The organism is Amycolatopsis ruanii, from assembly GCF_003385175.1.
Classification (GTDB): domain Bacteria; phylum Actinomycetota; class Actinomycetes; order Mycobacteriales; family Pseudonocardiaceae; genus Amycolatopsis_E; species Amycolatopsis_E thermalba.
The window spans coordinates 36,157-62,067 of record NZ_PQHY01000037.1; the positions used below are offsets into that span (position 1 = coordinate 36,157).

Here is a 25,911-nt window from a genome sequence, read left to right on the forward strand (position 1 = left end):
TTTGTGCCTGCGTTCACAAGTGGCTACCGTATTGCCGGTACCCCTCACGGCGGCCGTGCATCAAACCCGACTTCGCGGCCCGGGTCAAGAGGGAATTCGAAGCTCATCGAGGGCGTGGAACGAGGAGGCCGGCGTGGTGTCACAGCGTGGCCGGCGAAACGGTGCGGCCGTCGCCCGGAACCTGTCCACCCCGGACGCCGACAACGCCCCCACCGCGGAGATGCCCGCGGTCACCGAGAACGGCGCCGAGGAGGCCCGGGTCCGCGCGATCCCGGAGGCCGCCGTCGCCCGTCTCGCCGTCTACCTGCGCGTCCTGTCCGCGATGGCCGAGCAAGGCGCGACCACCGTGGCCAGCGAGGAGCTCGCCACCGCGGCCGGCGTGAACTCCGCCAAGCTGCGCAAGGACCTGTCCTACCTCGGCTCCTACGGCACCCGCGGCGTCGGCTACGAGGTGGCCGTCCTGGTCGCCCAGCTCGAACGCATATTGGGACTCACGCGACAGCACAAGGTCGCCGTCGTCGGAATCGGTAACCTCGGTCATGCGTTGGCCAATTACGGAGGCTTCCCCGGCCGGGGGTTCCCGGTCGAGGCGCTGTTCGACATCGACCCCGACCTGATCGGCGTGCCGGTCGGCGGGATCCCGGTGTCGCACCTCAACGACATCCCCGAGGTGTGCTCGGAGCGGGGGATCTCGATCGGCGTCATCGCGACGCCGCCGCCCGCCGCCCAGACGGTCGCCGACCGGCTGGTGCAGGGCGGGGTGCAGTGCATCCTGAACTTCGCGCCGGTGGTCCTCCAGGTACCCGACCACGTCGAGGTGCGCAAGGTCGACCTGGCCGTGGAGCTGCAGATCCTGTCGTTCCACGTCGCCCGGCGAGCGGAGAACGTGGGTAACGGAATGGTGGTGCGCTAAGTGAGTGTCCTGGCCGTCGGGCTGTCGTACCGCACTGCCGATCTCCGCACGCTGGAGAAGGTCGCGATCCCGGCGACGGAGCTGGACAAGGTCCTGCACGAGCTCCAGCAGTCGCCGCACGTGAACGAGGTCATGGTCGTCTCGACCTGCAACCGCATCGAGGTCTACTCGGTGGTCGAGGCGTTCCACGGCGGTCTCGCCGACATCTCCGAGGTGCTCGCCCGGCAGGCCGGCTGCGACGCCGCCGACCTCTACGACAACTTCTACGTGCACTACGCGGGCGCCGCGGTCGAGCACATCTTCTCCGTGGCCTCCGGCCTGGACTCGATGGTCGTCGGCGAGACCCAGATCCTCGGCCAGGTGCGCAACTACTACGCCGCCGCGCGCGAGGCCGGCACCGTCGGCCGCACCCTGCACGAGCTGATCCAGACCACGCTGCGCGTCGGCAAGCGCGTGCACTCCGAGACCGGGCTGGACCACCTCGGCGCGTCCGTGGTGTCCGAGGCCCTCGGCGAGGCGCCCGACCTGGCGGGCAAGCACGCGGTGATCGTCGGCGCCGGCTCGATGGGCGCGCTGTCCGCGAGCCAGCTGCGCAAGGGCGGCATCGGCCGGATCACGGTCGTCAACCGCACCCTGGCCAACGCCGAGCGGTTCGCGGCCAACGTCACCGAGCAGGGCGTGCCCGCCGTGGCCGCGGGCATGGACGAGCTGACCGCGCGCCTGGCCGACGCCGACGTCGTGGTCGCCTGCACCGGCGCCCAGGACGTCGTCATCACCCCCGCGCACCTGGCCGCGCGCGGCGACCGCCCGGTGGTCGTGTGCGACCTCGGCCTGCCGCGCGACGTCCACCCCGACGTGGACGCCCTGCCCGGCGTGCGCCTGGTCGACCTGGAGACCGTCCGCAGGCGGATGGACTCGCACGGTTCGGCAGGCAGCGCCAAGCAGATCGCCAAGGCCAACGGCATCGTGCTGGACGAGCCGACCGAGTACCTCGCCGCGCAGCGCAGCGCCGCGGTCACCCCGACCGTCACCGCGCTGCGCAAGCGGGCCGCCGAGGTCGTCGACGCCGAGATGCTGCGGCTGGACAACCGGCTGCCCGGTCTCGACGCCGCGGTCCGCGACGAGTTCAACCGGACCGTGCGCCGGGTCGTGGACAAGCTGCTGCACGCGCCGACGGTGCGTGTGAAGCAGCTCGCCGCGGAAACCCAGGGCACGGACTACGCCAACGCGCTCCGGGAGCTGTTCGAGCTCGACCCGGCCTCGCCGGCCGTCGTGTCGAGCCCGACCACCGAGCGCCTGCCCAGGACAGACGGTGAAGGCAAGTGACGAGGACCATTCGGATCGGGACCCGGGGCAGTGCGCTCGCCCTGACGCAGACCGGCACGGTCGCCGACGCGCTGCGCAAGGCGGGGCAGGAGGTCGAGATCGTCAAGGTCTCCACACCCGGTGACCGCTCCAGCGCGCCGATCGCGGAGATCGGTGTCGGCGTGTTCACCTCCGCGCTGCGCGAGGCCCTGCTGAACAAGCAGGTCGACGTCGCGGTGCACTCGTACAAGGACCTGCCGACGGCGCCCGAGCGCGGCATCGTGCTGGCCGCCGTGCCGCCGCGGGAGGACCCGCGTGACGCGTTGATCGCGCGCGACGGGCTGACCCTGGGCGAGCTGCCCTCCGGCGCCCGGATCGGCACCGGCTCACCGCGCCGCACGGCGCAGCTGCGCGCGCTCGGCCTCGGCTTCGAGGTCGTGCCCATCCGGGGCAACATCGACACCCGGCTGAACAAGGTCTTCGACGGCGAGCTGGACGCCGTCGAGCAGGCCCGCGCCGGCCTGGTCCGCCTCGGCCGGGCCGACGTGATCACCGAGACCCTGGACCCGATCCAGATGCTGCCCGCGCCCGCCCAGGGCGCGCTGGCGGTGGAGTGCCGCGTCGACGACGTGGACATCGAACACCTTCTTCGGTCCATTGTGGACGACGAAGCGACACGGGCCGCGGTGACGGCGGAGCGGGCCATGCTGGCCGCGCTCGAAGCCGGCTGCAGCGCGCCCGTCGGCGCACTCGCCGAGGTTGTGGAGGATTACGAAGACACAGGCGCGGGCGACCGAGTGGTCGAACGCGTCTCGCTGCGCGGGGTCGCCGCCGCAGGCCTCGACGACGAGTCCGTGCAGCTGCTGCGGGCCTCGGCGGTCGCCGGCAAGAGCGAAGCGGAGCAACTCGGCCGTGACCTGGCCGCGGAGCTGCTCGACCTCGGAGCCGGCGCGCTGTCCGGCCCGGGCCGCGAATCACGGTAAACCAGTTCCTCGAACGGTACGGCGTGCTCGCGCCGATCAATAGGAGAAAGACACGATGACCCCCGCGCGGACAACCGCTGGGCGCGTCGCCTTCGTGGGCTCCGGCCCCGGCGACGCCGGACTGCTGACCGTACGTGCCCAGGAGCTCCTGGCGAAGGCCGAGGTCGTGGTGACCGACCCGGACGTGCCCGCCGGCGTGCTCGCGGGCGCCAGCGCGGACGCCGAGGTCCGGCCCGCCGTCGGCGAGCCGGCCGAGGTCGCGAAGGACCTCGCCAACGAGGCCAAGGGCGGACGGCTGGTGCTGCGCCTGTCCAGCGGTGACCCGCTGACCAGCGCCGCCGCCGTCGCCGAGGTGCAGGCCGTGGCGAAGACCAGCGCGGTCTTCGAGGTCGTCCCCGGCATCACGCCGGGCTCGGCCGTGCCCGCCTACGCCGGCATCGCGCTCGGCGGCAGCTACACCGACGTGGACGTCCGCGGTGACGTGGACTGGGCGAAGGTGGCCGCGGCGCCGGGCCCGATCGTGCTGCACGCGACGTCCGGCCAGCTGGCCGAGGCCGCGGGCGCGCTGACCGAGCACGGCCTGGCCGGCACCACCCCGGTCGCCGTGACCGCCAACGGCACGATCAACACCCAGCGCACGGTCGACACCACGCTGGCGAGCCTGTCGCAGGACGCCGGTGAGCTGGTCGGACCGCTCGTGGTGACCGTCGGTGAGCAGGCCGGGCAGCGGTCGAAGCTGTCCTGGTGGGAGTCGCGTGCCCTGTACGGCTGGAAGGTCCTGGTGCCGCGCACCAAGGAGCAGGCCGGCGAGATGGCCGAGCGGCTGCGCATCCACGGCGCCACCTCGCACGAGGTGCCGACCATCTCGGTCGAGCCGCCGCGCAGCCCCGCGCAGATGGAGCGCGCGGTCAAGGGCCTGGTCGACGGCCGCTACCAGTGGATCGTGTTCACCTCGGCCAACGCGGTGAAGGCGGTGTGGGAGAAGTTCGAGGAGTTCGGCCTCGACGCCCGCGCCTTCTCCGGCGTGAAGATCGCCTGCGTCGGCGAGGCCACCGCGGCGCGCGTGCGGGCGTTCGGCATCAACCCGGAGATGATCCCGCAGGGCGAGCAGTCCAGCGAGGGTCTGCTGGCCGAGTTCCCGCCGTACGACGACGTGCTGGACCCGGTGAACCGCGTGCTGCTGCCGCGGGCCGACATCGCCACCGAGACCCTGTCCGCGGGCCTGGTGGACCGCGGCTGGGAGGTCGACGACGTGACGGCCTACCGGACCGTCCGGGCCGCGCCGCCGCCGGCCGAGACGCGCGAGATGATCAAGACCGGCGGGTTCGACGCGGTGTGCTTCACCTCGTCCTCGACGGTGCGGAACCTGGTCGGCATCGCCGGGAAGCCGCACACGCGCACGCTGGTGGCGTGCATCGGGCCGAAGACCGCGGAGACCGCGGTGGAGTTCGGCCTGCGGGTGGACGGGCAGCCGGAGGTGGCCGACGTGCCGCACCTGGTCGACGCGCTGGCCGCGCACGCCGCGAAGCTGCGCGCGGAGGGCGCCCTGCCGCCGCCCCGGAAGGCGAAGCGCACGCGGCGTTCTTCCTGATTCCACCGGCTCGGGGCCGTCTGTGAGATCTCACGGGCGGCCCCGAGCCGTGTCCGGGGCCGGAGTACCGTCGGTGGCGTGTTTCCCGAGCATCGTCCCCGCCGGTTGCGTAGCACGGCGGCGCTGCGGCGCCTCGTCAGCGAGACCACCCTCCGGCCGCGCCAGCTGATCCTGCCCATGTTCGTCGCGGAAGGGGCCGACCAGCCCCGGCCCATCGCGAGCATGCCGGGCGTCGTCCAGCACACGCGGGACTCGCTGCGCAAGGCGGCCGTCGAGGCGGTGGGGGCCGGCGTCGGCGGGCTCATGCTGTTCGGCATCCCGGCGCACCGGGACGCCACCGGCTCCGGCGGGATCGACGAGAACGGCATCCTCAACGTCGCCCTGCGTGATCTGCGTTCCGAACTCGGCGACTCGACCGTCCTGATGGCCGACACCTGCCTCGACGAGTTCACCGACCACGGCCACTGCGGCGTCCTCGACGACAGCGGCGCCGTGGACAACGACGCCACCCTGGAGCTGTACGCGGAGATGGCCGTCGCCCAGGCCGAAGCCGGGGCGCACCTAGTCGGGCCGAGCGGCATGATGGACGGCCAGGTCGGCGTCATCCGCCGGGCCCTCGACGAAGCCGGCCACACCGGCACCGGCATCCTCGCCTACTCCGCCAAGTACGCCAGCGCGTTCTACGGCCCGTTCCGCGAGGCGGTGGACTCCCAGCTCAAGGGCGACCGCAAGACCTACCAGCAGGACCCGGGCAACGCCCGCGAGGCGCTGCGCGAGATCGAGCTGGACGTCGAAGAGGGCGCCGACGCCATCATGATCAAGCCGGCACTGTCCTACCTGGACGTCCTCCGCCAGGCGGCCGACGCCTCCCCGGTCCCGGTCGCCGCGTACAACATCTCCGGCGAGTACGCGATGGTCGAGGCGGCCGCGGCGAACGGCTGGCTGGAGCGCGAGCGCACCATCCTCGAGGTGCTGACCTCGATCCGCCGGGCGGGCGCGGACATGATCCTGACCTACTGGGCCACGGAGGCGGCGGCCTGGCTCGACTGAGCCCAGCACCGCCCGCACCGGAGCCGCTGGCGCGGCGCAGTAGCCCACCCGCCAGCCCACCACCGCCCTCAACGGAGCCGCTGGCGCGGCACAGTAGTCTCTGTGGCGTGACCGCAGGGAACGAATCGGACGACGAGCGCCGCGCCCAGGGCCTGCCCCCGGCGCCGAGCCTGCCGGGCGACGAGGTCGAACGGCCCGATCCGCCGAAGCCGGTGCAGGTGTCGTTCTGGTTCTGGGTCGCCTCGGCGGTGGTCCTGGTGATCGCCTACCTGGTCGTGTTCCTGTCGCGGCAACAGGTGATCGACGTCCTGGTGAAGGCCAACACCGACCCGCAGATCACCCCGGACAAGATCTCCTCCGGCACCACCGTGTTGTTCGCGATGCTGCTGGTCGGCTCGGTGTCGTTCGCGGCCTTCTTCGTGTTGTTCGCCTGGAAGGCGCGGCAGGGCACCCGCTCCGCCCGCACCGTCCTGACCGTCCTGGTGGCCATCACCCTGGTCTTCCAGTTCGTGATGCAGGCCTACACCGGCATTTCGCTGATCGCGACGCTGCTCTGCCTGGTCGCGCTCGTGTTGATGTACATCCCGTCGGTGCAGCCGTACTTCCCGAAGGTCGGCCGCCGGTAGCGTGACCCGGTACCTGGAGCGCGGAGCGAGCTGGACGGCCCTCGCCTACGGGCCCGGCTTCGCCCTGCTCGGGTTCCTGGCCGAGCTGCTCACCGGCGCCACGCACACCGTCGCGTGGGTGATCGTCGGCCTCGGCCTGGCCGCGATCACCGCGCCCTGGGTGTACGCGCGGCGCCGGTTCCTCACCGTCCAGGTCACCGACGACGCGCTGTGGCAGGGCCGCGAGCGGGTGCCGCTGACGGACATCGCCGAGGTCACCGACGTCGGCGCGCCGGCCGGGGCGCGCGTCCTCGGCGGCGGCTGGACCACCCCGAACAAGTACGAGGCGCTGCCCATCCGGCTCGCCGACGACACGGTCGTCCTCGCCTGGGCCAAGGACGTCGAGGCGCTGCGGACCGCGCTGCGCGACGCGCGGGCGGCATGAGAGGCTGCTCACGTGACTGAACAGCCCCGCCTGAACCAGCCCGTGCGCGCGGTCGTCGCGCTGGCCGAGGTGCTGCTGGCGGCCGTGGCCGTGTGGGGCGCGTTCCAGTTGTGGCCGCACGGCGTGCACACCGTGGCGGTGACGCTCACCGACGGCACCGTCCTGACCAGCACGCGCTGGATCGGCAGCTGGATGGCCGGCGCGATCGGCCTCGGCGTGGTCGCCGGGATCCTGCTGGCCGACGCCGTGCGCGAGATCCTGCTCGCGACGCGGGTCAAGCGCCGCCGCAAGAGCCGCGAAGGCGGCGGCGACGGGGATGACTTCGGCTACTTCGCCGGACACCTGAACCAGGCCTGACGAGGCTTTTGCAAGACTGGGGTCTGTGACGCAAGAAGTCGACAAGTCCAGGGCATGGTTCGACCGCGCCGCCGCGGTGACCCCCGGCGGCGTGAACTCCCCGGTGCGGGCGTTCAACTCGGTGGGCGGCACGCCGCGGTTCATGGTGCGCGGCGAGGGCCCGTACCTGTGGGACGCCGACGGCAACCGCTACGTGGACCTGGTGTCCTCCTGGGGTCCGATGATCCTCGGGCACGCGCACCCGGCGGTCGTCGAAGCCGCGCGGGAGGCCGCGAGCTCGGGCCTGTCGTTCGGCACGCCGACCATCGGTGAGGTCGAGCTGGCCGAGGAGATCATCGACCGGGTCGACCCGGTGCACCAGGTGCGGTTGGTCAACTCCGGCACCGAGGCGACGATGAGCGCGATCCGGCTGGCCCGCGGGTTCACCGGCCGCAGCAAGATCGTCAAGTTCGCCGGCTGCTACCACGGGCACGTCGACGCGCTGCTCGCCCAGGCCGGGTCCGGCGTCGCCACGCTCGGCCTGCCGACCTCGCCCGGCGTGACCGGCGCGCAGGCCGCGGACACGATCGTGCTGCCCTACAACGACATCGAGGCCGTGCGGCAGTCCTTCGCGGACAACCCGGACTCGATCGCCGCGATCATCACCGAGGCCGCCGCCGGCAACATGGGTGCCGTCGCGCCCGGCCCGGACTTCAACGCCCAGCTGCGCGACCTCGCGCACGAGCACGGCGCGCTGCTGATCATGGACGAGGTCATGACCGGTTTCCGGGTGTCCCGGTCCGGCTGGTTCGGCATCGAGGGCGTGCCCGGCGACCTCTACACGTTCGGCAAGGTCATGTCCGGCGGGCTGCCCGCCGCGGCGTTCGGCGGCCGCTCGGACGTGATGGCGCGGCTCGCGCCGACCGGCCCGGTCTACCAGGCCGGCACGCTGTCGGGGAACCCGGTCGCGGTGGCCGCCGGCCTGGCGGCCCTGCGCGCGGCCGACGACGAGGTGTACCGCCGCCTCGACGCCAACTCGCAGCGCCTGGGCGCGTTGTTCACCGAGGCCCTGAACAAGGCGGGCGTGCCGCACCACGTGGCTTACGCCGGGAACCTGCTCAGCGTGTTCTTCCGCGAGGAGCCGGTGCGCAACTACCACGACGCCACCAGCTCGGACACCTGGCGTTTCCCGCCGTTCTTCCACGCCCTGCTGGAGCGCGGCGTGTACGGCCCGCCGAGCGCGTACGAGGCGTGGTTCGTCAACTCCGTGATGGACGACGCGGCGTTCGAGGTCATCGAGGCCGCGCTGCCGGCGGCCGCCAAGGCCGCGGCGGAGGCGCGACAGTGACGACCATCGTGCACCTGCTGCGGCACGGGGAAGTGCACAACCCGGACGGGATCCTCTACGGTCGCCTCCCCGGCTTCCACCTGTCCGAACGCGGCCGCCGCCAGGCCCTCACCGTCGCCGAGGCGGTCGCCACCCACGACATCGCCTACGTCGTCTCCTCGCCGCTGCAGCGCGCGCAGGAGACGGCGGCGCCGATCGCGGCGGCCCACCGGCTCGACGTGCAGACCGACGAGCGGCTGATCGAGGCGGGCAACGCGTTCGAGGGGCAGAAGGTCGCTGTCGGCGACGGCGCGCTGCGCCAGCCGCGGCACTGGCCGAAGCTGCGCAACCCGTTCGTGCCGTCGTGGGGCGAGCCGTACGTGGAGATCGCGCACCGGATGCTCGGCGCGGTCCTGCGGGCCCGCTCGAAGGCCGAGGGGCACGAGGCGTTGTGCGTGTCGCACCAGCTGCCGATCTGGACGCTGCGCCGGTTCCTCGAGGCCAAGCCGCTGTGGCACGACCCGCGCCGCCGCCAGTGCTCGCTCGCGTCGCTGACCAGCCTGGTCTTCCAGGGCGAGGAGCTGGTGAAGATCGTCTACAGCGAACCGGCCGGCGCCACCGACCCGAAGGTGACCGGAGCATGAAGCGGATCCTCGCGGCCGTCCTGGCGAGCGTGTTCGTGCTCGCCGGGTGCAGCACGGGCAACGACGCGGTGTCGCAGGGCAGCAACTTCGAGTTCGTCGCGCCCGGCGGCAAGACCGACATCCTCTACGAGGGCGCCGACCGGCAGCCGATCCCGAACCTGTCCGGCGAGGACCTGATGACCGAGGGCAAGACCATCTCGGTCGCGGACTACGCCGGCCAGGTCGTGGTGATCAACATCTGGGGCCAGTGGTGCGCGCCGTGCCGCACCGAGGCGCCCGAGCTGGAGAAGCTCTACCTGGCGCACCAGGACAAGGGCGTGCAGGTCCTCGGCCTCGACGTCCGCGACGACGACCGCTCGGCGCCGCAGGACTTCGTGCGCAACCGGCAGCTGACCTACCCGTCCATCTACGACCCGCCGGGCCGCAGCCTGCTCCAGCTGTCCGGCTACCCGCGCAACGTCGTGCCGTCCACGATCATCCTGGACAAGCAGCAGCGGGTGGCCGCGGTCTACCTGCGGTCGATCCTGGCAAGCGACATCGAGCCGGTGGTTCAGCGGCTCGCCGCCGAGTAGCCGGAACGCAGGAAGACGCCGCAGGCCAGCGCGCCGCCGAATACCAGCAGCGCCGTGCCCACGACCGACGGCGGGTACGGCGTCGCGAGGTGGTGCGACACCCGCGCCCACTGGTGGATCGCCACGGCGGCGGCCGCGGCGGACAGCGTGAGGGCGGTCGCGCCGAGCACCGCGCCCCACGGCCCGGCGTCGCGCAGGACGATCACCAGCACCGCGATCAGGCCGGCCACCTGGACCAGCGGCAGGTTCACCACCTCGGGCCGGGCCGGCAACCAGTCCAGCAGCAGCACCAGTCCGGCCGAGCCGAGCACACCGCCCGCGGCCGGCAGCACCCCCGTCGACCAGTGGAAGCGCAGCGCCAGCCACGGTGCCGCGGCGACGAGCGCGCAGCAGAGCAGGAACGCGTAGGAGGCGGGACGGCTCAGGTCGACGCGGGTGATTTCCCACACCAGCGGCGCCCCGGTCAGCACGGACAGCAACGCGTGGACACGCAGCGGAATCGTCATGGCTGAAAAGGTATGGTGCGGACCACGGGGCCGGCTTCGGTCGAAGGGCTCGCCGTCCTCGGCCGATCGGCCGACCCCATCCCGGTGAACTCACACCGAACTCACTGCTTACCCTCGAACCGTGAACTCCGTGACCGAGCTGGCGACCTCCGGGCCGCTGCTGCTCGCCGCCGGGGTCGCCCTGCTCGCGGGTGCCATCTCGTTCGCCTCGCCCTGCGTCGTCCCGCTCGTGCCGGGTTACCTCGCCTACCTCGCCGCGCTGGTCGGCGCCGACGCCCCGGCCGTGACCGCGGACGAGGACCGCAAGAAGGGCCGCTACGCGGTCGTCGGCGCGGCCGCCCTGTTCGTGCTCGGGTTCACCGTCGTGTTCGCCGCGGGGGTGGGCAGCCTGGTGTGGCTCGCCGACGCGCTGCTGGTCAACCAGGACCTGCTGCAGCGCGTCGGCGGCGTGGTCACCATCGCGATGGCCCTGGTCTTCCTCGGTCTCATCCCGGCGCTGCAGCGCGACGTCCGGTCGCACCGCGGGCCGCGCGGCGGTCTGCTCGGCGCGCCGCTGCTGGGCGCGGTGTTCGGGCTCGGCTGGACGCCGTGCATCGGCCCGACGCTGTCCGGCGTGCTCGCGCTGGCCGCGGGCACCGGCTCCAGCGGCGCCCGCGGGTTCCTGCTGGTCCTGGTCTACTGCCTCGGCCTGGGCCTGCCGTTCCTGCTCATCGCGTTCGGCGCGCGCTGGGCCGTGCGCGCCACCGACTGGCTGCGCCGCAACGGCCGCCGCGTCCAGATCTTCGGCGGTGTGCTGCTGCTCGTCGTCGGTGTCCTGCTGGTCACCGGCCTGTGGGGCGAGCTGGTCAGCTGGCTGCGGGACGCCTTCGTCACGGACACGGTGCTGCCGCTGTGACCGCCACCGAAGCGCCCCCGGACCCCAAGCCCTACCGCAACTCGCCCGCCCAGCGCGTGCTGGCGTTCCTGCGCAACACCTGGCGCGGGCTCACCGCGATGCGCACCGCGCTGATCCTGCTGTTCCTGCTCGCGCTCGCCGCGCTGCCCGGCGCCCTGCTGCCGCAGCGCACGCTCAACGCCCCGAAGACCGAGCAGTACATCGCCGACCACGGCTGGTGGGGCACGCTGCTGGACCGCCTGCAGTTCTTCGACGTCTACTCCAGCGTCTGGTTCTCGGCGATCTACCTGCTGCTGATGATCTCGCTGGTCGGCTGCCTGCTGCCGCGCAGCGTCGAGTACTTCCGGTCGATGCGCGCCAAGCCGGTGCTCACCCCGCGCAACCTGGCCCGGCTGCCGCACTTCGCCAAGGCCACCACCCCGCGCGACCCCGACGAGGTACTGGCCGCCGCTCGCGCCCGGCTCAAGGGCTGGCGCGCCGTCGAGCGCGCGGAGGACGACGGCGCCCGCACGATCAGCGCCGAGCGCGGCTACCTCCGCGAGACCGGCAACCTGGTCTTCCACTTCGGGATGCTCGGGCTGATCATCGCGTTCGCGCTGGGCAAGATGTACACCTACGAGGGCCAGGTGATCGTCCAGGCCAACGGGTCCCAGTTCTGCAACTCCGGGATCTACGCCTACGACTCGTTCACCCCCGGGCTGCGGGTCGACGGCACCGACCTCAACCCGTTCTGCGTCAAGGTCAACGACTTCAGCGCCGAGTTCACCGAGGCCGGCCAGCCCATCCAGTACAGGTCGAACGTCCAGTACCAGGCGGGCGCGGACCTGGAGACCGGCACCTGGCGCAACTACCTGCTCGAGGTCAACTCGCCGCTGCGGCTGGCCGGCGACCGCGTCTACCTGCTCGGCAACGGCTACTCGCCGATCTTCACGATCACCTGGCCGGACGGCACGACCCGCACGCAGGCGACGCAGTGGCGCCCGACCGACGGCACCGCGACGCTGAACGAGGGTGCGACCAAGTTCGACCCGCCCAACATCACCGACCCGTTCGAGCGGCGCACCAAGCAGCTCGCGATCACCGGCCTGTTCGCGCCGGACGGGCTGCTGCACGGCGGCGTGCTGACCGGCGGCGGGCCGGAGCTGACCAACCCGATGGTCGCGGTCGACGTGATGCGCGGCGACCTCGGCCTGGACTCCGGGCAGAGCCAGTCGATCTTCTCCATCGACCAGTCCATGGTGGACGACGGCCGCCTCACCCGGGTCGCCCGCTCGAACCTGAACGTCGGCCAGTCGGTCACCCTGGACGACGGCACCGTGGTGCGGTTCGACGGGGTGCAGCGCTTCGTGTCGCTGCAGATCTCGCACGACCCGACCCAGACGTACGTGCTCGGGTTCGCCGTCGTCATGTTCGTCGGCCTCGGGTTGTCGTTGCTGATCAAACGCCGCAGGCTGTGGGTGCGGGTCGTCCCGGGCGGCGAGGCCGGGACGGGTACCGTGGTCGAGGTGGGCGGGCTCGCCCGCACCGACCAGGCGGGCTACGGCGAGGAGTTCACCCGGATCGCGGACGAGCTGCTCACAGGCAAACGGAGGTAAGTGGCAATGCCGGGCGCTGCTGTTAATGAGACGTTGTCCCAGTACAGCGACTGGTCCTACACGACAGCGACGGCCATCTACGTACTGGCGCTGGTCTTCTTCCTCATCGAACAGTCCTTCGGCGCCAAGGGGCGCCGCGCGGCCGAGCGCACCCGGGAGCGGGCGCGCGAACTGGTCGGGGCCGGCGGCCCAGGCACCAGCGAGACCGTCACCCCTCCGGCTGAAACTCCGGCGGACCGGGCCGCCCGTGGCCGCGCCGAGCGCATCGGCCGGATGGGTGCCGCGCTGACCGTCCTGGGCGTGCTGCTGCACCTGGCCGCGCTGGTGCTGCGTGGTCTGGCGACGCACCGCGTGCCGTGGGGCAACATGTACGAATACATCATGGCGGTGACGTTCATCGCCGTGGTGACCTGGCTCGTGGTGATCCGCAAGTTCCCGGCCCGCCACCTGTCCGGCTTCCTGCTGCTGCCGGTGGTCATCCTGATGTTCGTCGGCGGCACGATGCTCTACACCGTGGCCGCGCCGGTCCAGCCCGCGCTGCAGTCGTACTGGCTGATCATCCACGTGTCCGCGGCGGCCGCGTCGTCCGGCATCTTCCTGGTGCCCGGCGTCGCCAGCATCCTCTACCTGATCCGCACCGCGCACGAGCGCAACCCGAAGCGCTTCGCCCGGTTCGGGTCGCGACTGCCCGCCGCCGACGTGCTCGACCGCATCGCCTACCGCACCACCGTGTTCGCGTTCCCGCTGTTCACCTTCGGTGTGCTGTGCGGCGCCGTGTGGGCCGAGGCCGCGTGGGGCCGGTTCTGGGGCTGGGACCCGAAGGAGACCACCGCGTTCATCGCGTGGGTCGTCTACGCCGCCTACCTGCACTCGCGGGCCACGGCGGGCTGGCGCGGCACCCGCGCCGCGGTCATCAACACCCTCGGGTTCGCAGTGACGGTGTTCAACCTGTTCTTCGTCAACCTCGTCACCACGGGCCTGCATTCCTACGCCGGGGTCGGCTGATGACCGAGCCGCGCGAACCCGAGTCCTACTTCTCCGACGAACGAACCGACTCCACCTCGCACCCGGCTCCTCCACCGCCGCGGCACCAGCAGCCCGGCTACGACCCGAACCTGCCCCCGCTGCACCAGCAGTACGGGCAGCCGCAGTACCCGTACCCGCCGTTGCCGCAGCCGTCCCGGCCGCGTCACGCCGCGCCCGAGCGCCCCGTGCGGCCGCCGAAGCGCGTGCCCCAGTCGGGCTGGCGCAAGGCGGTCTACCTGGCCTCCGGCAAGCTGATCAACCCGGGGGAGAGCCCGCTGGAGCAGCGGCAGCGTGAGCTGGTCGCGCGGGTGAACCAGCCGCTGCGCGGGTGCTTCCGGATCGCGATGCTGAGCCTCAAGGGCGGCGTCGGCAAGACCACGATCACCACCACGCTCGGCTCGACGTTCGCCGCGCTGCGCGGCGACCGGGTGATCGCGGTGGACGCGAACCCGGACCGCGGCACGCTGTCGCAGAAGATCCCGATCGAGACCACGGCGACGGTGCGCCACCTGCTGCGGGACGCGGACAAGATCACCCGCTACAGCGATGTCCGCGCCTACACCTCACAGGGGTCGAGCCGGCTGGAGATCCTCGCCAGCGAGCAGGACCCGGCGGTGTCGGAGGCGTTCTCCGAAAGCGACTACCTGCGCACGGTCAACCTGCTGGAGCACTTCTACAACATCGTGCTCACCGACTGCGGCACCGGCCTGATGCACTCGGCGATGAAGGGCGTGCTGGACGCGGCCGACGCGCTGGTGGTGGTGTCGTCCGGGTCGGTGGACGGATCGCGCAGCGCGTCGGCGACCCTGGACTGGCTGGATGCCCACGGCTACGGTGACCTGGTGAAACGGTCGGTGACCGTGATCAACTCGGTGCGCCCGAAGGCCGGTTCGGTGGACTTGGACAAGCTGGCCGCGCACTTCGCGGCCCGGACCAGGGCGGTGTGCCGGATCCCGTTCGACCCGCACCTGGAAGAGGGTGCGGAGATCGAGCTGGAGCGCCTGACGCCGGAGACGCGCATGGCGCTGCTGGAGCTGGCGGCCACCATGGCGGACGCCTTCCCCGGTAAACGCTAGGTCAGTCGTCCTCGGACTTCGGCGGCTTCCGCTCGCCGAGCTTGCGCAGGAACTCGGGGTCGTCGTCCGGCGCGACGGTCGCCCGCGAGGACACCCCGACGTGCTCGGGGCCGAAGGCCCGCCACAACAGGACAGCGATGGTGAGCGCGCCGATCGCTGCGAGCAGGTAGATCATCCCCGCTCCCTTCCGAGTGCGTTGGCGGAACTGCTGTACCGAGGGTAACCCCTCCGGCGTGAGTTCCGGATGACGCGCCCGGGCCCCGCGGGTCCGGCTGGGCCGGTCCGCGGGGTTTTCGCCACGTGGTCAGACGCGAGCCGGCTCGTTCGCGTCCGTGGTGAGCTCGGCCAGCAGGGCGTTGACCTCGGACTCCCGGAACCGCCGGTGCCCACCGGGGGTGCGGATCGAGCCGATGCGGCCCGCGGTCGCCCACCGGGTCACGGTCTTCGGGTCCACCCGGAACAACGCGGCGACTTCGCCGGGCGTCAGCAGGCGCCCTCCCGTGCTAGCGGTCATTTTCCGCCTCCTTCACGACCAAACTGCTAAACCGGAGGTCGAAGCCCCGGTTCGATCAACACGGCAATCGTGGCATCTCACCCGTCAGGTACTCGAACGGTTGTCAATAAGTAAAGGGGTAGTAATGGACAAAACGCCCAGCTCGTGTGCGTGGAGCAACAGCGCAGGCAGCGGTCGCGGGCGTTCGGTAAAGGCCGCCTAGGCTGGCTTCCGTGGATGCCCTGGACCGCAAGATCATCGCCGCGTTGCGCATGAACGGCCGTGCCACCTACGCGGAGCTGGGCAGAACCGTCGGGCTGTCCGCGTCCTCGGTGCACGAGCGCGTCGGCAAGCTCGAAGCCGCCGGCGTGATCACCGGCTACCACGCGACGGTCAACCCGAGCACCGTCGGACTGGGCGTGACCGCGCTGGTCGGCATCCAGCCCACCGACACCGCCGACGACAACGACGTGGCCGAGGAGCTGGGCAAACTGCCCGAGGTGGAGAGCTGCTACGCGGTCGCCGGGGACGAGGCGTTCGTGGTGAAGGTCCGGGTGCCGACGGTCGACGAGCTGGAGCACACGCTGGGCAGGCTGCGGCGGATCGGCGGGGTGGCGCGCACGCGGACCACGGTGGTGCTGTCCACGCGGTTCGAGGGGCGGCCGAACAACACGGTGCTCGAAGATCCGCCCGTGACCGGCGCGTAGGCTCCTCAGACGTGAGCGAGACCCGTACTCATCTGGGCCGTGACCTGACGCTTTACCTGCTCGCGCGGTTCGGGCTGATCGTCGTCGTGGCGGCTGTGCTCGTCCTGGTGAAGGTGCCGCTGCTGGTCGCCGTCGCCGTCGGCGTGGTGGTCGGCCTGCCGGTCGGGCTGCTGGTGTTCCGCAAGCTGAACGCGCGGGTGACCGCGGGCCTGGCGGCGCGCAACGAGCACCGGGCGCGGGAGCGGGCGAAGCTGCGGGCCCAGCTGAGGGGCGAGGATGCCGCCGACGAATAGGGCGTGGGTGCGCGAAGCGATCCGCCTCATCGAGGCCGACGCCAACCGCAGCGCCGACACGCACCTGCACTGCTTCCCGCTGCCGCCCGAATGGGGCGTGGACCTGTACCTGAAGGACGAGTCGGTGCACCCGACCGGCTCGCTCAAGCACCGGCTGGCCCGGTCGCTGCTGCTGTACGCGCTGGTCAACGGCCAGATCGGGCCGGACACCACGTTGATCGAGGCGTCCAGCGGCTCGACCGCGGTGTCCGAGGCGTACTTCGCGCGGATGCTCGGGCTGGACTTCGTGACGGTGGTGCCGCGCAAGACCAGCCGGGAGAAGATCGAGCTGATCGAGTTCTACGGCGGCCGGTGCCACTTCGTGGACGTCCCGTCCGCGATGTACAGCGAGGCCGAGCGGCTGGCCGCGGAGTGCGGCGGGCACTACCTCGATCAGTTCACCTACGCCGAGCGGGCCACGGACTGGCGCGGCAACAACAACATCGCGGAGTCGGTGTTCGCCCAGATGCGCGCCGAACGGCACCCGGTCCCGTCGTGGATCGTGGTCGGGGCGGGCACGGGCGGCACGAGCGCGACGTTCGGCCGGTACGTGCGCTACCGGCGGCACACCACGAAGATCGCGGTGGCCGACCCGGAGAACTCGTCGTTCTACGGCGCGTGGGAAACGGGCGCCCTGGACTACGCCACGGGGATGCCGTCACGCATCGAAGGCATCGGACGGCCGCGGGTGGAGCCGAGTTTCGTGCCGACGGTCATCGACCACATGATCCAGGTCCCGGACGCGGCGTCGATGGCGGCGATCAGGTTGTTGCGGGAGCGCACGGGCCACTGGGCGGGCGGCTCGACGGGCACGGCGCTGTACGCGGCGTTCGAGATCATCGCGGGCATGCTCGAGGCGGGCCAGGTGGGCAGCGTGGTAACCCTCATCTGCGATGGCGGGGAGCGCTACGCACACACCTACTACAACGACGAGTGGATCGCCGAGCAAGGCTTCGACCTGGCCCCGCACACAGCCCGGATGGAACGGTTCCTGGCCAGCGGCAAGTGGACCAACTGACCGCAGAACTCGCCCACAGGAGCGCAGAACTCGCCCACAGGAGCGTGGGACTCGCGTGCGGCCGCGAGTCCCACGTTCATGGCCGCGAGTCCCACGTTCATGGCCGCGAATCCCACGTTCAGGGGCGTGAGTTCCACGCTTGGGCGTGGCGCTGGGCGGCTAGGAGAGTCCCAGCCCCAGGGCGGTCAGCACCGACCACGCCAGCATCGCCAGGCCGGTGTCCTTCAGCACCGGGATCAGCCCCGGCCCCGTGCCCCCACTGATGATCGCCCGCACCGGGGTCCGCAGCAGCGGCGCCGTCACCAGCGCGATCAGCGGCCACGGGTGCCCGATCGCCAGCAACACCGTCACCACGTACGGCACCGCGATCAGCGTCAGGTAGAACCGCCGCGTCCCGGCGTCGCCCAGGCGGACGGCGAGCGTCACCTTCCCGGCCACCTTGTCGGTCGGGATGTCGCGCAGGTTGTTCGCCACCAGCACGGCCATCGAGAAGCACCCGACCGCCACCGCGGCCCCCAGCGCCTCCCAGCTGATCCGCCCGGCCTGCACGTACACCGTCCCCAGCACGGCGGCCAGGCCGAAGAAGATGAACACCGCGACCTCGCCGAGCCCCGCGTACCCGTAGGGCTTGCGGCCGCCGGTGTAGAACCAGGCGCCGAGGATGCACGCGGCGCCCATCGCGAGCAACCACCACCGCCCGGTGACCGCCACCAGCACGAGCCCGAGCACCCCGGCCACGCCGAAGCTGGTCAGCGCGGCGGTCAGCACGAGTTTCGGCGCCGCGGCACCGGAGCCGACCAGGCGGAGCGGCCCGACCCGGTCGGTGTCCGTGCCGCGGATGCCGTCGGAGTAGTCGTTGGCGAAGTTGACGCCGATGATCAGCGCGAGCGCCACGAGGAGCGCGAGCAGCGATTGCCACCAGGTGAACGCCCCCAGCTGGATCGTCGCCCCCACGCCCGCCACCACCGGGGCCACCGCGTTCGGCAGCGTCCGCGGCCGGGCCCCCTCGATCCACTCCGTCACAGTCGCCATGACTGCATTCTGGTCGAGCGCGTCTACTCCCCGGCGACCGGTACGGACCAGGTGAGGGTGCCGGAGTCGGGCAGCGGCGGAGCGGCCGCGGCGGTGCCGGACACCGCGAGGACGGTGAATGCGGCTCCGACGGCCGCGACCAGGAGACGTTTCAGCGAGATCATTGGCTAACTGAAAGACGGTCCGCGCTCGATGTCAACCAACCGGGGGAAAAATCTGCTGCGCGACCGCTGTCCGGTCGATTTTGCCCGGCCCGCGCAGTGGGAGTGTGGTAACGAATTCGACCCGTTTCGGCACGGCCGCGGCAACCGCGGACGCCCGCACCGCCGCCCGCAGCTCGTCCACGCTCGGCGCCGCCCCCTCGGCCACGACCGCGGCCGCCACGACCTGGCCCCACTCGGCGTCCGGCAGCCCGACGACACAGGTTTCCCGCACCCCGGGCAGGGCCGTGATCAGGCGTTCCACCGCAGCCGCGGACACCTTGACCCCGCCGGTGTTGATCACGTCGTCGAGGCGGCCGAGGACCTCCAGGCGCCCGTCGCGCAGCTGCCCGCGGTCCCCGGTGCGGAACCAGCGCCCGTCGAACGCGTCGGCGGTGAGGTCGGGCCGCAGCCGGTAGCCGTGGGTCAGGACCGGCCCGGCGATGAGGATCCGCCCGTCGCCGGCGATCCGCACGTCGACCCCGTCAAGCGGGACGCCGTCGTAGACGCAGCCGCTCGCGGTCTCGCTCATCCCGTACGACGGGACGATCCGCACCCCGGCCTCGGCGGCGCGGGCGCGCAGGGCCGGGGTGGTCGCGGCGGCGCCGAGGATGATCGCATCGAACGCCTTGGCCGCGTCCAGGCCGGGGCCGCCGGCGTCGAGCAGGCGGGTCAGCTGGGTCGGCACCATGGCGGTGTAGCGCGGCCCGTCCCCCGCGAGCACCGGCCGCGCGGCCTCGGCGAAACGCTCCGCGCGGAACGGCCCGGGCGGCAGCACGGCGAACGGCTGCCCGGCGAGCATGGACCGGACCAGCACCTGCAGGCCGCCGATGTAGTTCGCCGGGGTCGCGAGCAGCCAGCGCCCCGGACCGCCCAGCCGCCGGTGCGTCGCCTCCGCGGAGGCCCGCAGCGCCCCGGCGGACAGCAGCACGCCCTTCGGTTCGCCGGTGGACCCGGAGGTCGCGATGATCACCGCGGTGCCCGGCTCCACCGGCTCGTCCGGCCGCATAGCCGCCAGCAACCCGGCGGCCTTGGGGTCGCTGCCGTCCAGCGGCAGCACCGCTTCGCCCCCGTCGAGCGCCGCGGCCACGGCCCCGGCCAGCTCGTCGACCGACTCCGGACCCCGCAGCCAGACCTCACGCACGGCGACCTCAGTAGTAGTAGGGGAACGCCGACCAGTCGGGGTCCCGCTTCTCCAGGAACGCGTCCCGGCCCTCGACCGCCTCGTCCTGCATGTAGGCCAGACGGGTGGTTTCGCCGGCGAAGACCTGCTGTCCGACCAGCCCGTCGTCGATCAGGTTGAACGCGTACTTCAGCATCCGCTGCGCCGTCGGCGACTTGCCGAGGACCTCCCAGCCCCACCGCAGCGCCTCGGCCTCCAGCTCGGCGTGCGGCACGACCGCGTTGACCGCGCCCATCCGGTGCATCTGCTCGGCGTCGTACTCCCGGCCGAGGAAGAAGATCTCCCGCGCGAACTTCTGCCCCACCTCGCGCGCCAGGTAGGCCGACCCGAACCCGCCGTCGAACGACCCCACGTCCGCGTCGGTCTGCTTGAACCGCGCGTGCTCGGCCGAGGCGAGGGTGAGATCGCACACCACGTGCAGCGAGTGCCCACCACCGGCGGCCCAGCCCGGCACGACCGCGATCACCACCTTCGGCATGAACCTGATCAGCCGCTGGACCTCGAGGATGTGCAGGCGGCCGGCCCGCGCGGGGTCGACCGTGTCGGAGGTCTCGCCACTCGCGTACTGATAGCCGGACCGACCGCGAATACGCTGGTCACCACCGGAACAGAACGCCCACCCACCGTCCTTCGGCGAGGGACCGTTCCCCGTCAGGAGGACGCAGCCGACATCTGAGCTCATCCGCGCGTGGTCGAGAGCGCGGTACAGCTCGTCGACGGTGTGCGGGCGGAAGGCGTTGCGAACCTCGGGGCGGTCGAACGCGACGCGCACGACGCGTTTGCCGGAGCGGGCCTCGACGGAACGGTGATAGGTGATGTCGGTGAAACCGAAACCCTCGATTTCGGTCCAGGCGGACGGGTCGAACAGCTCGGAAACCTGGGCGTCATGCACGTTTGGGAGAATAGGCCGTGTGACTGTGGTGACGGGTGACACGCCGGGCGGTGCCCGGTGAATCCGTCGACCGCGCAGGCCAAGGTCATCGTGGACGAACTCGTCCGCAACACCGTCTCCCACGTGGTGCTCTGCCCGGGCTCGCGCAACGCGCCGCTGTCGCTGGCGCTGCACGCCGCGGCCGCCGCGGGACGCCTCCAGCTGCACGTCCGCATCGACGAGCGGGGCGCCGGTTTCCTCGCGCTCGGCATCGCGGCGCGCACCGGGCGCCCGGTCGCCGTGGTGTGCACCAGCGGCACCGCGGCGGCGAACTTCCACCCCGCGGTCCTGGAGGCCGACCGGGCCGGGGTGCCGCTGATCGTGCTGACCGCCGACCGCCCGCCGGAGCTGCGGGCCGCGGGCGCGAACCAGGTCATCGAGCAGCAGCGGCTCTACGGCGGCGCGGTCCGCTACTTCGACGAGCTGGCCGTCGCCGCGCGGCGCGGTGGCCAGAACGCGTACTGGCGCAGCCAGATCTGCCGGGCCTGGAACGCGGCCTACGGCGAGTGGCGCTGCGGCCCGGTGCACCTGAACGTCCCGTTCCGCGAGCCGCTGGTGCCCGACGGCGACGACGAGTGGTACGAGTCGCTGGAGGGCCGCCCCGGCGGGGAGCGCTGGACCGAGCTGCCGGACTTCGGCGCGTTGCCGTCGTTCGTGGTGCCCTCGGCCCGGTGCGGCCTGGTCATCGCGTGCGACAGCGGGGTGCGGGCCGCCGGGGAGTGGGGTGAGCAGCACGGCTGGCCGGTGATCTCGGAGACCGGCGGCCTCGGGCTGCTCGGGTCGTCGGCGATCTCGTCCGGCGTGTGGCTGCTCGGCGCGGAGGAGTTCATCCGACGGCACAAGCCGGAGCAGGTGCTGTGCCTCGGCAGGCCGACGGTGTTCCGGCAGATCCAGCAGCTGCTGTCGGACTCCGACGTCGAGGTGCTGCTGGTGCGCCCGGACTCGGACTGGCCCGCGCCCGCGCACAACGTGCGGCAGGTCGGGCAGTGGTTCGACTCGCCGACCAAGCCGGCCGATCCGGACTGGCTGGCCGCGTGGCAGCGGGCCGATGCGCTGGCGAACGAGGCCGTCGGCCGGGCGTTGCGGCGCGAGCAGTGGCCGAGCGGGCTGCGGCTGGCGTCCGAGCTGGTGGACGCCCTGCCGCCGGACGCGCTGCTGGTGGTCGGCTCGTCGAACCCGGCGCGGGACGTGGCGCTGGGCGGCCGGATGCGGCCGGACATCCTGGTGCACCGCAACCGCGGGGTGGCGGGCATCGACGGCACGGTGTCGACGGCGATCGGCGCGGCGTCGGTGCACCGCGGGCACTCCTACGCGCTGCTCGGCGACCTGACGTTCCTGCACGACGTCAACGGCCTGCTGGCCGGTCCGGCGGACACCCGGCCGGACCTGACGATCGTGGTCCTCAACGACGACGGCGGCGGGATCTTCTCGCTGCTGGAACAGGGCGCGCCCGAGCACCGGGACGCGTTCGAGCACGTGTTCGGCACCCCGCACGGCGCGGACCTGTCGGCGCTGTGCGCGGGGTTCGGCATCCCGCACGTGCGCGCCGGCACGATCGAGGAGTTCCGCGAGGCCCTGCGCCCGGCGCCCGGCCTGCGGGTGGTCGAGGTGCAGGTGGACCGCACCCGCCACCGCGACTTGCACGCGCGCATCCGCGGCGCGGTGTCGACAGCGCTGGCCTGAGCCCGCGTGCCGGAGCTGGCCGAAGCGCCCACCTCGGCGCCCCGGAGCGCGGAACTCGCCGTCCGGAGCGTGGGACTCGCCGTCCGGAGCGTGGGACTCGCCGTCGGGAGCGTGGGACTCGCCGCTCTCAGTTAGCGGGAACCTTCTTTCGGCCGTGTCCGGTGGGAAGTTTTCCCGCTAGCGTCCGGCTCATGCGTCTGCGAACTCGCGCCGGCCTGGGGGCCGTGACCACCGGAATCGCGATCGTGCTCCTCGCGTCGACCGCCACCGCCGCGCCCGCTCCCGGAGCTCCCGGCGCCGGGGACCCCTACTACCCCTACGCCGGCAACGGCGGCTACGACGTCGCGCACTACGACATCCGCCTCACCTACCAGCCGGCCACCGACCAGCTCTCCGGCACCACGACGATCCTGGCGACCACCACGCAGGAGCTGTCCAGCTTCGACCTGGACTTCGGGCTCCGGGTCCGCGAGATCCGGGTCGGCAACCGGCCGGCCGCCTTCCGGACCGTCCGGGACGGTGAACTGGAGGTCACCCCGGCCAAGCCGCTGGCGAAGAACCAGCCGGTCACGATCGTCGTCACCTACGCCGACACGCCGTCGAAGGTCGTCATCGACGGCTACACCGCCTGGAAGAAGACCCCGGACGGCGCGCTCGCGGTCGACGAGCCGCAGAACTCCCAGTGGTGGTACCCGGCCAGCGACCACCCCACCGACAAGGCGACCTACGACGTCTCGGTCGAGGTGCCCGACGACGTCGCCGCCCTGTCCAACGGCACCCTCGTCCGCACCACCAAGCAGCGGGCCGGCTGGACGCGCTGGAACTGGCGCAGCACCCAGCCGCAGAACACCTACGCGACCACCCTGGAAGTCGGGAGGTTCGAGCTCAACCAGGGCACCACGCCGAGCGGGCAGCCGTTCGTCACCGCCTACGACCCGGCCACCGGCGACTCGCTTGGCGCCGCGAAGGCCAGCGTCGAGCGCACCCCGGAGATCGTCGAGTTCCTGGCGAGCCAGTTCGGCGAGTACCCGTTCGAGGCCCAGGGCGGCGTCGTCAGCACCGGCCTGACCTTCGCGCTGGAGGCCCAGACCCGCCCCGTCTACAGCACCAAGTTCTTCGTTGCCGGCGCCAACACGTCGGTCGTCGCGCACGAGAACGCCCACCAGTGGTTCGGTGACTCGGTCTCGCTGGGCCGCTGGAGCGACATCTGGCTCAACGAGGGCTTCGCCAGCTACGCCGAGTACCTGTGGTCGGAGCACCAGGGCGAGGGCACCGCGGCCGAGCTCGCCCAGTACGTCTACGACTCCTACCCGGCCGACGACCCGTTCTGGCAGGTCCTGCCCGGCGGCCCGGGCGCGGCCAACCAGTTCGACGACGCCGTCTACGACCGCGGCGCGCTGGCTGTCCAGGCTCTGCGCACGGCCGTCGGCGACGACGCGTTCTTCACGATCCTGCGCACCTGGACCGCCCGGCACCGGGGCGACGACGCCCGCATCAGCGATTTCGTCGCGCTGGCCGAGCAGGTCTCCGGCAAGCCGCTGCGGCAGCTGTTCCAGACCTGGCTGTTCACCGCGGGCAAGCCGGCCACCGGCCCGAACGGCACGACCACCCTGCGCGCTGCCGCCGAGCCGAAGTCGTACCCGGCCATCCAGCGGACCCACCGGCTGCTGGCGGCCGGGGACAGCCGTTAACCCGCACCTTCTATGCTCGGACGAGTGACGGCGAGAACTCTGTGGTGGCTGAAGGTCGGCCGTCGCTGCGTGCTCGCCGTCGCCGCCGTGATCACCGTGCTGTGCGTGGGGCTGCTGCTCGCCGCGATCCGCAACGACCAGGCGATCACCGGCAACCTGGGCACGGCGACGGCCGAGGTCGACGCGGTGACCTGGGACCGCACGATCATCCGGTTCGAGACGCCGGACGGCATCGTGCACATTCCGTCCAACGGCGTGCTCTACCCGAGCGGGCTGGTGGCGGGCGACCTGGTGCGCATCGAGTACGACGCGACCGACCCGGACCTGGCCCGGGTCGCCGGCCGCACCGCGACCCTGACGCTGCTGCCGCTGGGCACCACGATCCTGGTCACCTGGGCGGCCGCCGTGGCGGTGGCGTGGCTGATCCGCCAGCGCCTGCGCCGCGTGGTGCCGGCCCAACCGGAGGTCGCCGCCGTGGACGACGACACCCCGGTCAAGTCCGGCTGACTCAGAAGTTCTGGCGCGGCGGCTGGATCTGCTGCTGCGGGTAGCCCGCGGGCGGCATGGCCTGCTGCTGCGGGAACGCGGCCTGCGCCGGCGCCTGCGGCTGCATGGCCTGGACCTGCTGCGCCTCCTCCTTGGTCAGCTTGTTGGTCATGCCGCAGAAGGTGCACACCGTGAAGTACTTCGAGCTGATCGGGAACAGCGGGATGAAGAACAGCGTGAACTTCGTGACGGCGCGGCGCAGCGCGTGGGCGCTGGGGTTCTGGCAGTTCCCGCACAGGTAGGTCGCGGTGGCCAGCTCCTGGACGCTCTTGCGCCAGCCGTAGATCAGCATGTCGTGTTCTCCCGGGTCCGTGATCTCGTCCGGACTAGGACGCGCGGATCTCCCGTTCGGTTTCCTGCCACCACGACAGGACTTCCTCGGCGACGCCGGGCGCGGCGACGAGCAGGCCGTCGGTGGGCAGCGGGCTGTCCGAGCCGCGCCGGTCGAGCACCACGGCGCCGGCCTCGATGGCCAGCGCGACCGAGCCGGCGACGTCCCATTCGTGGTAGCTGTGCAGCACCGCGGCGATGGCGTGCCCGAGCGCGACCTGCGCGATCGACAACGCGGCCGAGCCGAGCACCCGCACCCCGGCGCGTGCCTCGGCGGCGCGTTCGATGAACGACCCCATGCCCGGCCAGGGCCCCTTGCGGGCCAGTTCGGTGCACACGATCGACCCGGCGATGCGGTCCCGGTCGACCAGCCGGACCGGCTTGCCGTTGGCGCGCGTGCCGCGGCCGCGGGCGGCGGCGTAGATCTGGGCGCGGTAGGGGTCGGCGACCACGCCGACGACCGGCCCGGACGCGTCGACCAGCGCGAGGCTGTAGGCGCACCAGGGCACCCCGGCGACGTAGTTGGCGGTGCCGTCGACCGGGTCGACCACCCAGCGGTAGGCCGCCGAGTCCGCGCCGGTGTCGGCGCCGAACTCGCCACCGACGACCGGGATGCCGGGGAACTCCGCGGTCAGCACGCGGCGGGTGTGCCGCTCCAGGATGCGATCGGTGTCGGTGACCCAGTCGAACGGCGAGTCCGCGATGTCGGGGTGGGCGCCCCGGCCCGCGGTCGCGGTGATCACGTCGGTGGCGTCGTTGGCCAGCCGCCCGGCGACCTCGAGCGCTCGCGACAGCAAGCCCGGTTCGACCGGGTGGGGTGCGGGCGGAGAGGAGGGTCACGCCAGCCGAGTGTGGCGGCACCAAGTGTCCGGGACGGCACACCCAGGTGAAGAGGA

At 72.0% G+C, this 25,911-nt stretch carries 29 protein-coding genes and 1 pseudogene; 21 read left to right on the top strand and 9 right to left on the bottom strand.

Translation table 11 applies throughout. The annotated features are described in order from the left end of the window. Positions 1–133: 133 nt before the first annotated feature. The 11 genes from D0D28_RS20335 (at position 134) to D0D28_RS20385 (ending at position 9,771) form a co-directional block, all read left to right on the top strand. Positions 134–913: a redox-sensing transcriptional repressor Rex gene (locus tag D0D28_RS20335; RefSeq protein ID WP_094003729.1), complete on the top strand. Its 780-nt coding sequence runs from the start codon at positions 134–136 to the stop codon at positions 911–913. Continuing rightward, positions 914–2,239 (top strand): glutamyl-tRNA reductase, encoded by a 1,326-nt coding sequence (locus tag D0D28_RS20340; protein WP_116111621.1) that lies wholly within the window; start codon positions 914–916, stop codon positions 2,237–2,239. Further along, positions 2,236–3,201, top strand: a complete 966-nt coding sequence (gene hemC, locus D0D28_RS20345; protein ID WP_162831130.1) for a hydroxymethylbilane synthase — start codon at positions 2,236–2,238, stop codon at positions 3,199–3,201. Before D0D28_RS20340 ends, hemC begins: the two co-directional genes overlap by 4 nt. 55 nt (positions 3,202–3,256) lie before the next feature. Next, positions 3,257–4,792 carry a uroporphyrinogen-III synthase gene (locus D0D28_RS20350; RefSeq protein ID WP_116111622.1) on the top strand — a complete coding sequence of 512 codons (1,536 nt, stop codon included), beginning with the start codon at positions 3,257–3,259 and terminating at the stop codon, positions 4,790–4,792. Between the two features lie 78 nt (positions 4,793–4,870). Further along, on the top strand, positions 4,871–5,842 hold the full coding sequence (gene hemB / locus D0D28_RS20355; RefSeq protein WP_116111623.1) for a porphobilinogen synthase: 972 nt from the start codon (positions 4,871–4,873) through the stop codon (positions 5,840–5,842). Between the two features lie 107 nt (positions 5,843–5,949). After that, a complete protein-coding gene (locus D0D28_RS20360) occupies positions 5,950–6,468 on the top strand; it encodes a hypothetical protein (protein ID WP_116111624.1) in 519 nt (172 codons plus the stop codon). A gap of 1 nt (position 6,469) precedes the next feature. Beyond that, positions 6,470–6,892, top strand: coding sequence for a DUF3093 family protein (locus D0D28_RS20365; protein ID WP_116111625.1), 423 nt, complete (start codon positions 6,470–6,472; stop codon positions 6,890–6,892). Between the two features lie 12 nt (positions 6,893–6,904). Beyond that, positions 6,905–7,249 (top strand): hypothetical protein, encoded by a 345-nt coding sequence (locus D0D28_RS20370; protein WP_094003734.1) that lies wholly within the window; start codon positions 6,905–6,907, stop codon positions 7,247–7,249. A 25-nt stretch (positions 7,250–7,274) separates the two neighbouring features. After that, on the top strand, positions 7,275–8,576 hold the full coding sequence (hemL, locus tag D0D28_RS20375; protein ID WP_116111626.1) for a glutamate-1-semialdehyde 2,1-aminomutase: 1,302 nt from the start codon (positions 7,275–7,277) through the stop codon (positions 8,574–8,576). Continuing rightward, positions 8,573–9,199 (top strand): histidine phosphatase family protein, encoded by a 627-nt coding sequence (locus D0D28_RS20380; protein WP_116111627.1) that lies wholly within the window; start codon positions 8,573–8,575, stop codon positions 9,197–9,199. The genes hemL and D0D28_RS20380 overlap by 4 nt, the downstream gene beginning before the upstream one ends. Beyond that, entirely contained in the window at positions 9,196–9,771 is a 576-nt protein-coding gene (locus D0D28_RS20385) for a TlpA family protein disulfide reductase (RefSeq protein WP_116111628.1), read from the top strand. Before D0D28_RS20380 ends, D0D28_RS20385 begins: the two co-directional genes overlap by 4 nt. Here D0D28_RS20385 and D0D28_RS20390 read toward each other — a convergent pair. After that, positions 9,750–10,277 carry a hypothetical protein gene (locus D0D28_RS20390; RefSeq protein ID WP_116111629.1) on the bottom strand — a complete coding sequence of 176 codons (528 nt, stop codon included), beginning with the start codon at positions 10,275–10,277 and terminating at the stop codon, positions 9,750–9,752. The two genes, D0D28_RS20385 and D0D28_RS20390, sit on opposite strands and share 22 nt — an antisense overlap. Positions 10,278–10,398: 121 nt before the next feature. Here D0D28_RS20390 and D0D28_RS20395 point away from each other — a divergent pair, with 121 nt between their 5' ends. From D0D28_RS20395 to D0D28_RS20410, 4 genes are read left to right on the top strand one after another with little or no spacing between them, the layout of a single operon-like run. Then, positions 10,399–11,172 (top strand): cytochrome c biogenesis CcdA family protein, encoded by a 774-nt coding sequence (locus D0D28_RS20395; protein ID WP_116111630.1) that lies wholly within the window; start codon positions 10,399–10,401, stop codon positions 11,170–11,172. Further along, a complete protein-coding gene (gene resB / locus D0D28_RS20400; RefSeq protein ID WP_116111631.1) occupies positions 11,169–12,767 on the top strand; it encodes a cytochrome c biogenesis protein ResB in 1,599 nt (532 codons plus the stop codon). Before D0D28_RS20395 ends, resB begins: the two co-directional genes overlap by 4 nt. A gap of 6 nt (positions 12,768–12,773) precedes the next feature. Next, positions 12,774–13,772 carry a c-type cytochrome biogenesis protein CcsB gene (ccsB, locus tag D0D28_RS20405; RefSeq protein WP_116111632.1) on the top strand — a complete coding sequence of 333 codons (999 nt, stop codon included), beginning with the start codon at positions 12,774–12,776 and terminating at the stop codon, positions 13,770–13,772. After that, positions 13,772–14,869 carry a MinD/ParA family ATP-binding protein gene (locus tag D0D28_RS20410; RefSeq protein ID WP_094003742.1) on the top strand — a complete coding sequence of 366 codons (1,098 nt, stop codon included), beginning with the start codon at positions 13,772–13,774 and terminating at the stop codon, positions 14,867–14,869. The genes ccsB and D0D28_RS20410 overlap by 1 nt, the downstream gene beginning before the upstream one ends. Position 14,870: 1 nt before the next feature. Here D0D28_RS20410 and D0D28_RS36220 read toward each other — a convergent pair whose 3' ends face one another. Further along, entirely contained in the window at positions 14,871–15,044 is a 174-nt protein-coding gene (locus D0D28_RS36220; protein ID WP_094003743.1) for a hypothetical protein, read from the bottom strand. A gap of 129 nt (positions 15,045–15,173) precedes the next feature. Further along, complete coding sequence (locus D0D28_RS20415) at positions 15,174–15,383, bottom strand: BldC family transcriptional regulator (protein ID WP_020417396.1); 210 nt, start codon at positions 15,381–15,383, stop codon at positions 15,174–15,176. Between the two features lie 212 nt (positions 15,384–15,595). Here D0D28_RS20415 and D0D28_RS20420 point away from each other — a divergent pair, with 212 nt between their 5' ends. Genes D0D28_RS20420 through D0D28_RS20430 form a run of 3 tightly spaced genes read left to right on the top strand, consistent with a single transcriptional unit; the run spans position 15,596 to position 17,419 of the window. Then, positions 15,596–16,069, top strand: coding sequence for an Lrp/AsnC family transcriptional regulator (locus D0D28_RS20420; protein ID WP_094003744.1), 474 nt, complete (start codon positions 15,596–15,598; stop codon positions 16,067–16,069). Positions 16,070–16,080: 11 nt separating this feature from the next. After that, entirely contained in the window at positions 16,081–16,362 is a 282-nt protein-coding gene (locus D0D28_RS20425) for a DUF4229 domain-containing protein (protein ID WP_027932766.1), read from the top strand. Beyond that, positions 16,346–17,419, top strand: a complete 1,074-nt coding sequence (locus D0D28_RS20430) for a PLP-dependent cysteine synthase family protein (protein WP_116111633.1) — start codon at positions 16,346–16,348, stop codon at positions 17,417–17,419. The genes D0D28_RS20425 and D0D28_RS20430 overlap by 17 nt, the downstream gene beginning before the upstream one ends. Positions 17,420–17,578: 159 nt before the next feature. Here D0D28_RS20430 and D0D28_RS20435 read toward each other — a convergent pair whose 3' ends face one another. Genes D0D28_RS20435 through D0D28_RS20445 form a run of 4 tightly spaced genes read right to left on the bottom strand, consistent with a single transcriptional unit; the run spans position 17,579 to position 20,726 of the window. After that, on the bottom strand, positions 17,579–18,451 hold the full coding sequence (locus D0D28_RS20435; RefSeq protein ID WP_094003746.1) for a 1,4-dihydroxy-2-naphthoate polyprenyltransferase: 873 nt from the start codon (positions 18,449–18,451) through the stop codon (positions 17,579–17,581). Positions 18,452–18,474: 23 nt separating this feature from the next. Continuing rightward, the gene (locus tag D0D28_RS36225) at positions 18,475–18,615 is read right to left on the bottom strand and encodes a hypothetical protein (protein WP_167481475.1); all 141 of its coding nucleotides are present in this window, start codon (positions 18,613–18,615) and stop codon (positions 18,475–18,477) included. A gap of 31 nt (positions 18,616–18,646) precedes the next feature. Continuing rightward, positions 18,647–19,795 carry an o-succinylbenzoate--CoA ligase gene (gene menE / locus D0D28_RS20440; RefSeq protein WP_116111634.1) on the bottom strand — a complete coding sequence of 383 codons (1,149 nt, stop codon included), beginning with the start codon at positions 19,793–19,795 and terminating at the stop codon, positions 18,647–18,649. Positions 19,796–19,802: 7 nt separating this feature from the next. After that, positions 19,803–20,726, bottom strand: coding sequence for a 1,4-dihydroxy-2-naphthoyl-CoA synthase (locus D0D28_RS20445; RefSeq protein WP_116111635.1), 924 nt, complete (start codon positions 20,724–20,726; stop codon positions 19,803–19,805). Between the two features lie 57 nt (positions 20,727–20,783). On the opposite strand from D0D28_RS20445, the gene menD reads away from it, so the two are divergent. The 3 genes from menD (at position 20,784) to D0D28_RS20460 (ending at position 24,646) form a co-directional block, all read left to right on the top strand. Continuing rightward, positions 20,784–22,448: a 2-succinyl-5-enolpyruvyl-6-hydroxy-3-cyclohexene-1-carboxylic-acid synthase gene (gene menD, locus D0D28_RS20450; RefSeq protein WP_116111636.1), complete on the top strand. Its 1,665-nt coding sequence runs from the start codon at positions 20,784–20,786 to the stop codon at positions 22,446–22,448. A 191-nt stretch (positions 22,449–22,639) separates the two neighbouring features. Further along, positions 22,640–24,139, top strand: coding sequence for a M1 family metallopeptidase (locus tag D0D28_RS20455; protein ID WP_205413312.1), 1,500 nt, complete (start codon positions 22,640–22,642; stop codon positions 24,137–24,139). Between the two features lie 12 nt (positions 24,140–24,151). Next, positions 24,152–24,646, top strand: coding sequence for a DUF3592 domain-containing protein (locus D0D28_RS20460; RefSeq protein ID WP_205413313.1), 495 nt, complete (start codon positions 24,152–24,154; stop codon positions 24,644–24,646). Position 24,647: 1 nt separating this feature from the next. Here D0D28_RS20460 and D0D28_RS20465 read toward each other — a convergent pair whose 3' ends face one another. Further along, the gene (locus tag D0D28_RS20465; RefSeq protein ID WP_116111639.1) at positions 24,648–24,977 is read right to left on the bottom strand and encodes a zinc-ribbon domain-containing protein; all 330 of its coding nucleotides are present in this window, start codon (positions 24,975–24,977) and stop codon (positions 24,648–24,650) included. A gap of 34 nt (positions 24,978–25,011) precedes the next feature. Then, positions 25,012–25,855: pseudogene (locus tag D0D28_RS20470) on the bottom strand (inositol monophosphatase family protein). Positions 25,856–25,911: the final 56 nt, after the last annotated feature.

Excerpts from the sequence above, each read along its gene's own strand:
- D0D28_RS20350 (WP_116111622.1), top strand. The coding sequence starts at position 3,257 with ATGACCCCCGCGCGGACAACCGCTGGGCGCGTCGCCTTCGTGGGCTCC.
- D0D28_RS20430 (WP_116111633.1), top strand. The coding sequence starts at position 16,346 with ATGCCGCCGACGAATAGGGCGTGGGTGCGCGAAGCGATCCGCCTCATC.
- D0D28_RS20455 (WP_205413312.1), top strand. The coding sequence starts at position 22,640 with ATGCGTCTGCGAACTCGCGCCGGCCTGGGGGCCGTGACCACCGGAATC.
- D0D28_RS20435 (WP_094003746.1), bottom strand. The coding sequence starts at position 18,451 with ATGGCGACTGTGACGGAGTGGATCGAGGGGGCCCGGCCGCGGACGCTG.
- D0D28_RS20460 (WP_205413313.1), top strand. The coding sequence starts at position 24,152 with ATGCTCGGACGAGTGACGGCGAGAACTCTGTGGTGGCTGAAGGTCGGC.
- D0D28_RS20465 (WP_116111639.1), bottom strand. The coding sequence starts at position 24,977 with ATGCTGATCTACGGCTGGCGCAAGAGCGTCCAGGAGCTGGCCACCGCG.
- D0D28_RS36220 (WP_094003743.1), bottom strand. The coding sequence starts at position 15,044 with ATGATCTACCTGCTCGCAGCGATCGGCGCGCTCACCATCGCTGTCCTG.
- D0D28_RS20415 (WP_020417396.1), bottom strand. The coding sequence starts at position 15,383 with ATGACCGCTAGCACGGGAGGGCGCCTGCTGACGCCCGGCGAAGTCGCC.
- D0D28_RS20390 (WP_116111629.1), bottom strand. The coding sequence starts at position 10,277 with ATGACGATTCCGCTGCGTGTCCACGCGTTGCTGTCCGTGCTGACCGGG.
- D0D28_RS20410 (WP_094003742.1), top strand. The coding sequence starts at position 13,772 with ATGACCGAGCCGCGCGAACCCGAGTCCTACTTCTCCGACGAACGAACC.
- D0D28_RS36225 (WP_167481475.1), bottom strand. The coding sequence starts at position 18,615 with ATGATCTCGCTGAAACGTCTCCTGGTCGCGGCCGTCGGAGCCGCATTC.
- D0D28_RS20385 (WP_116111628.1), top strand. The coding sequence starts at position 9,196 with ATGAAGCGGATCCTCGCGGCCGTCCTGGCGAGCGTGTTCGTGCTCGCC.
- ccsB (WP_116111632.1), top strand. The coding sequence starts at position 12,774 with ATGCCGGGCGCTGCTGTTAATGAGACGTTGTCCCAGTACAGCGACTGG.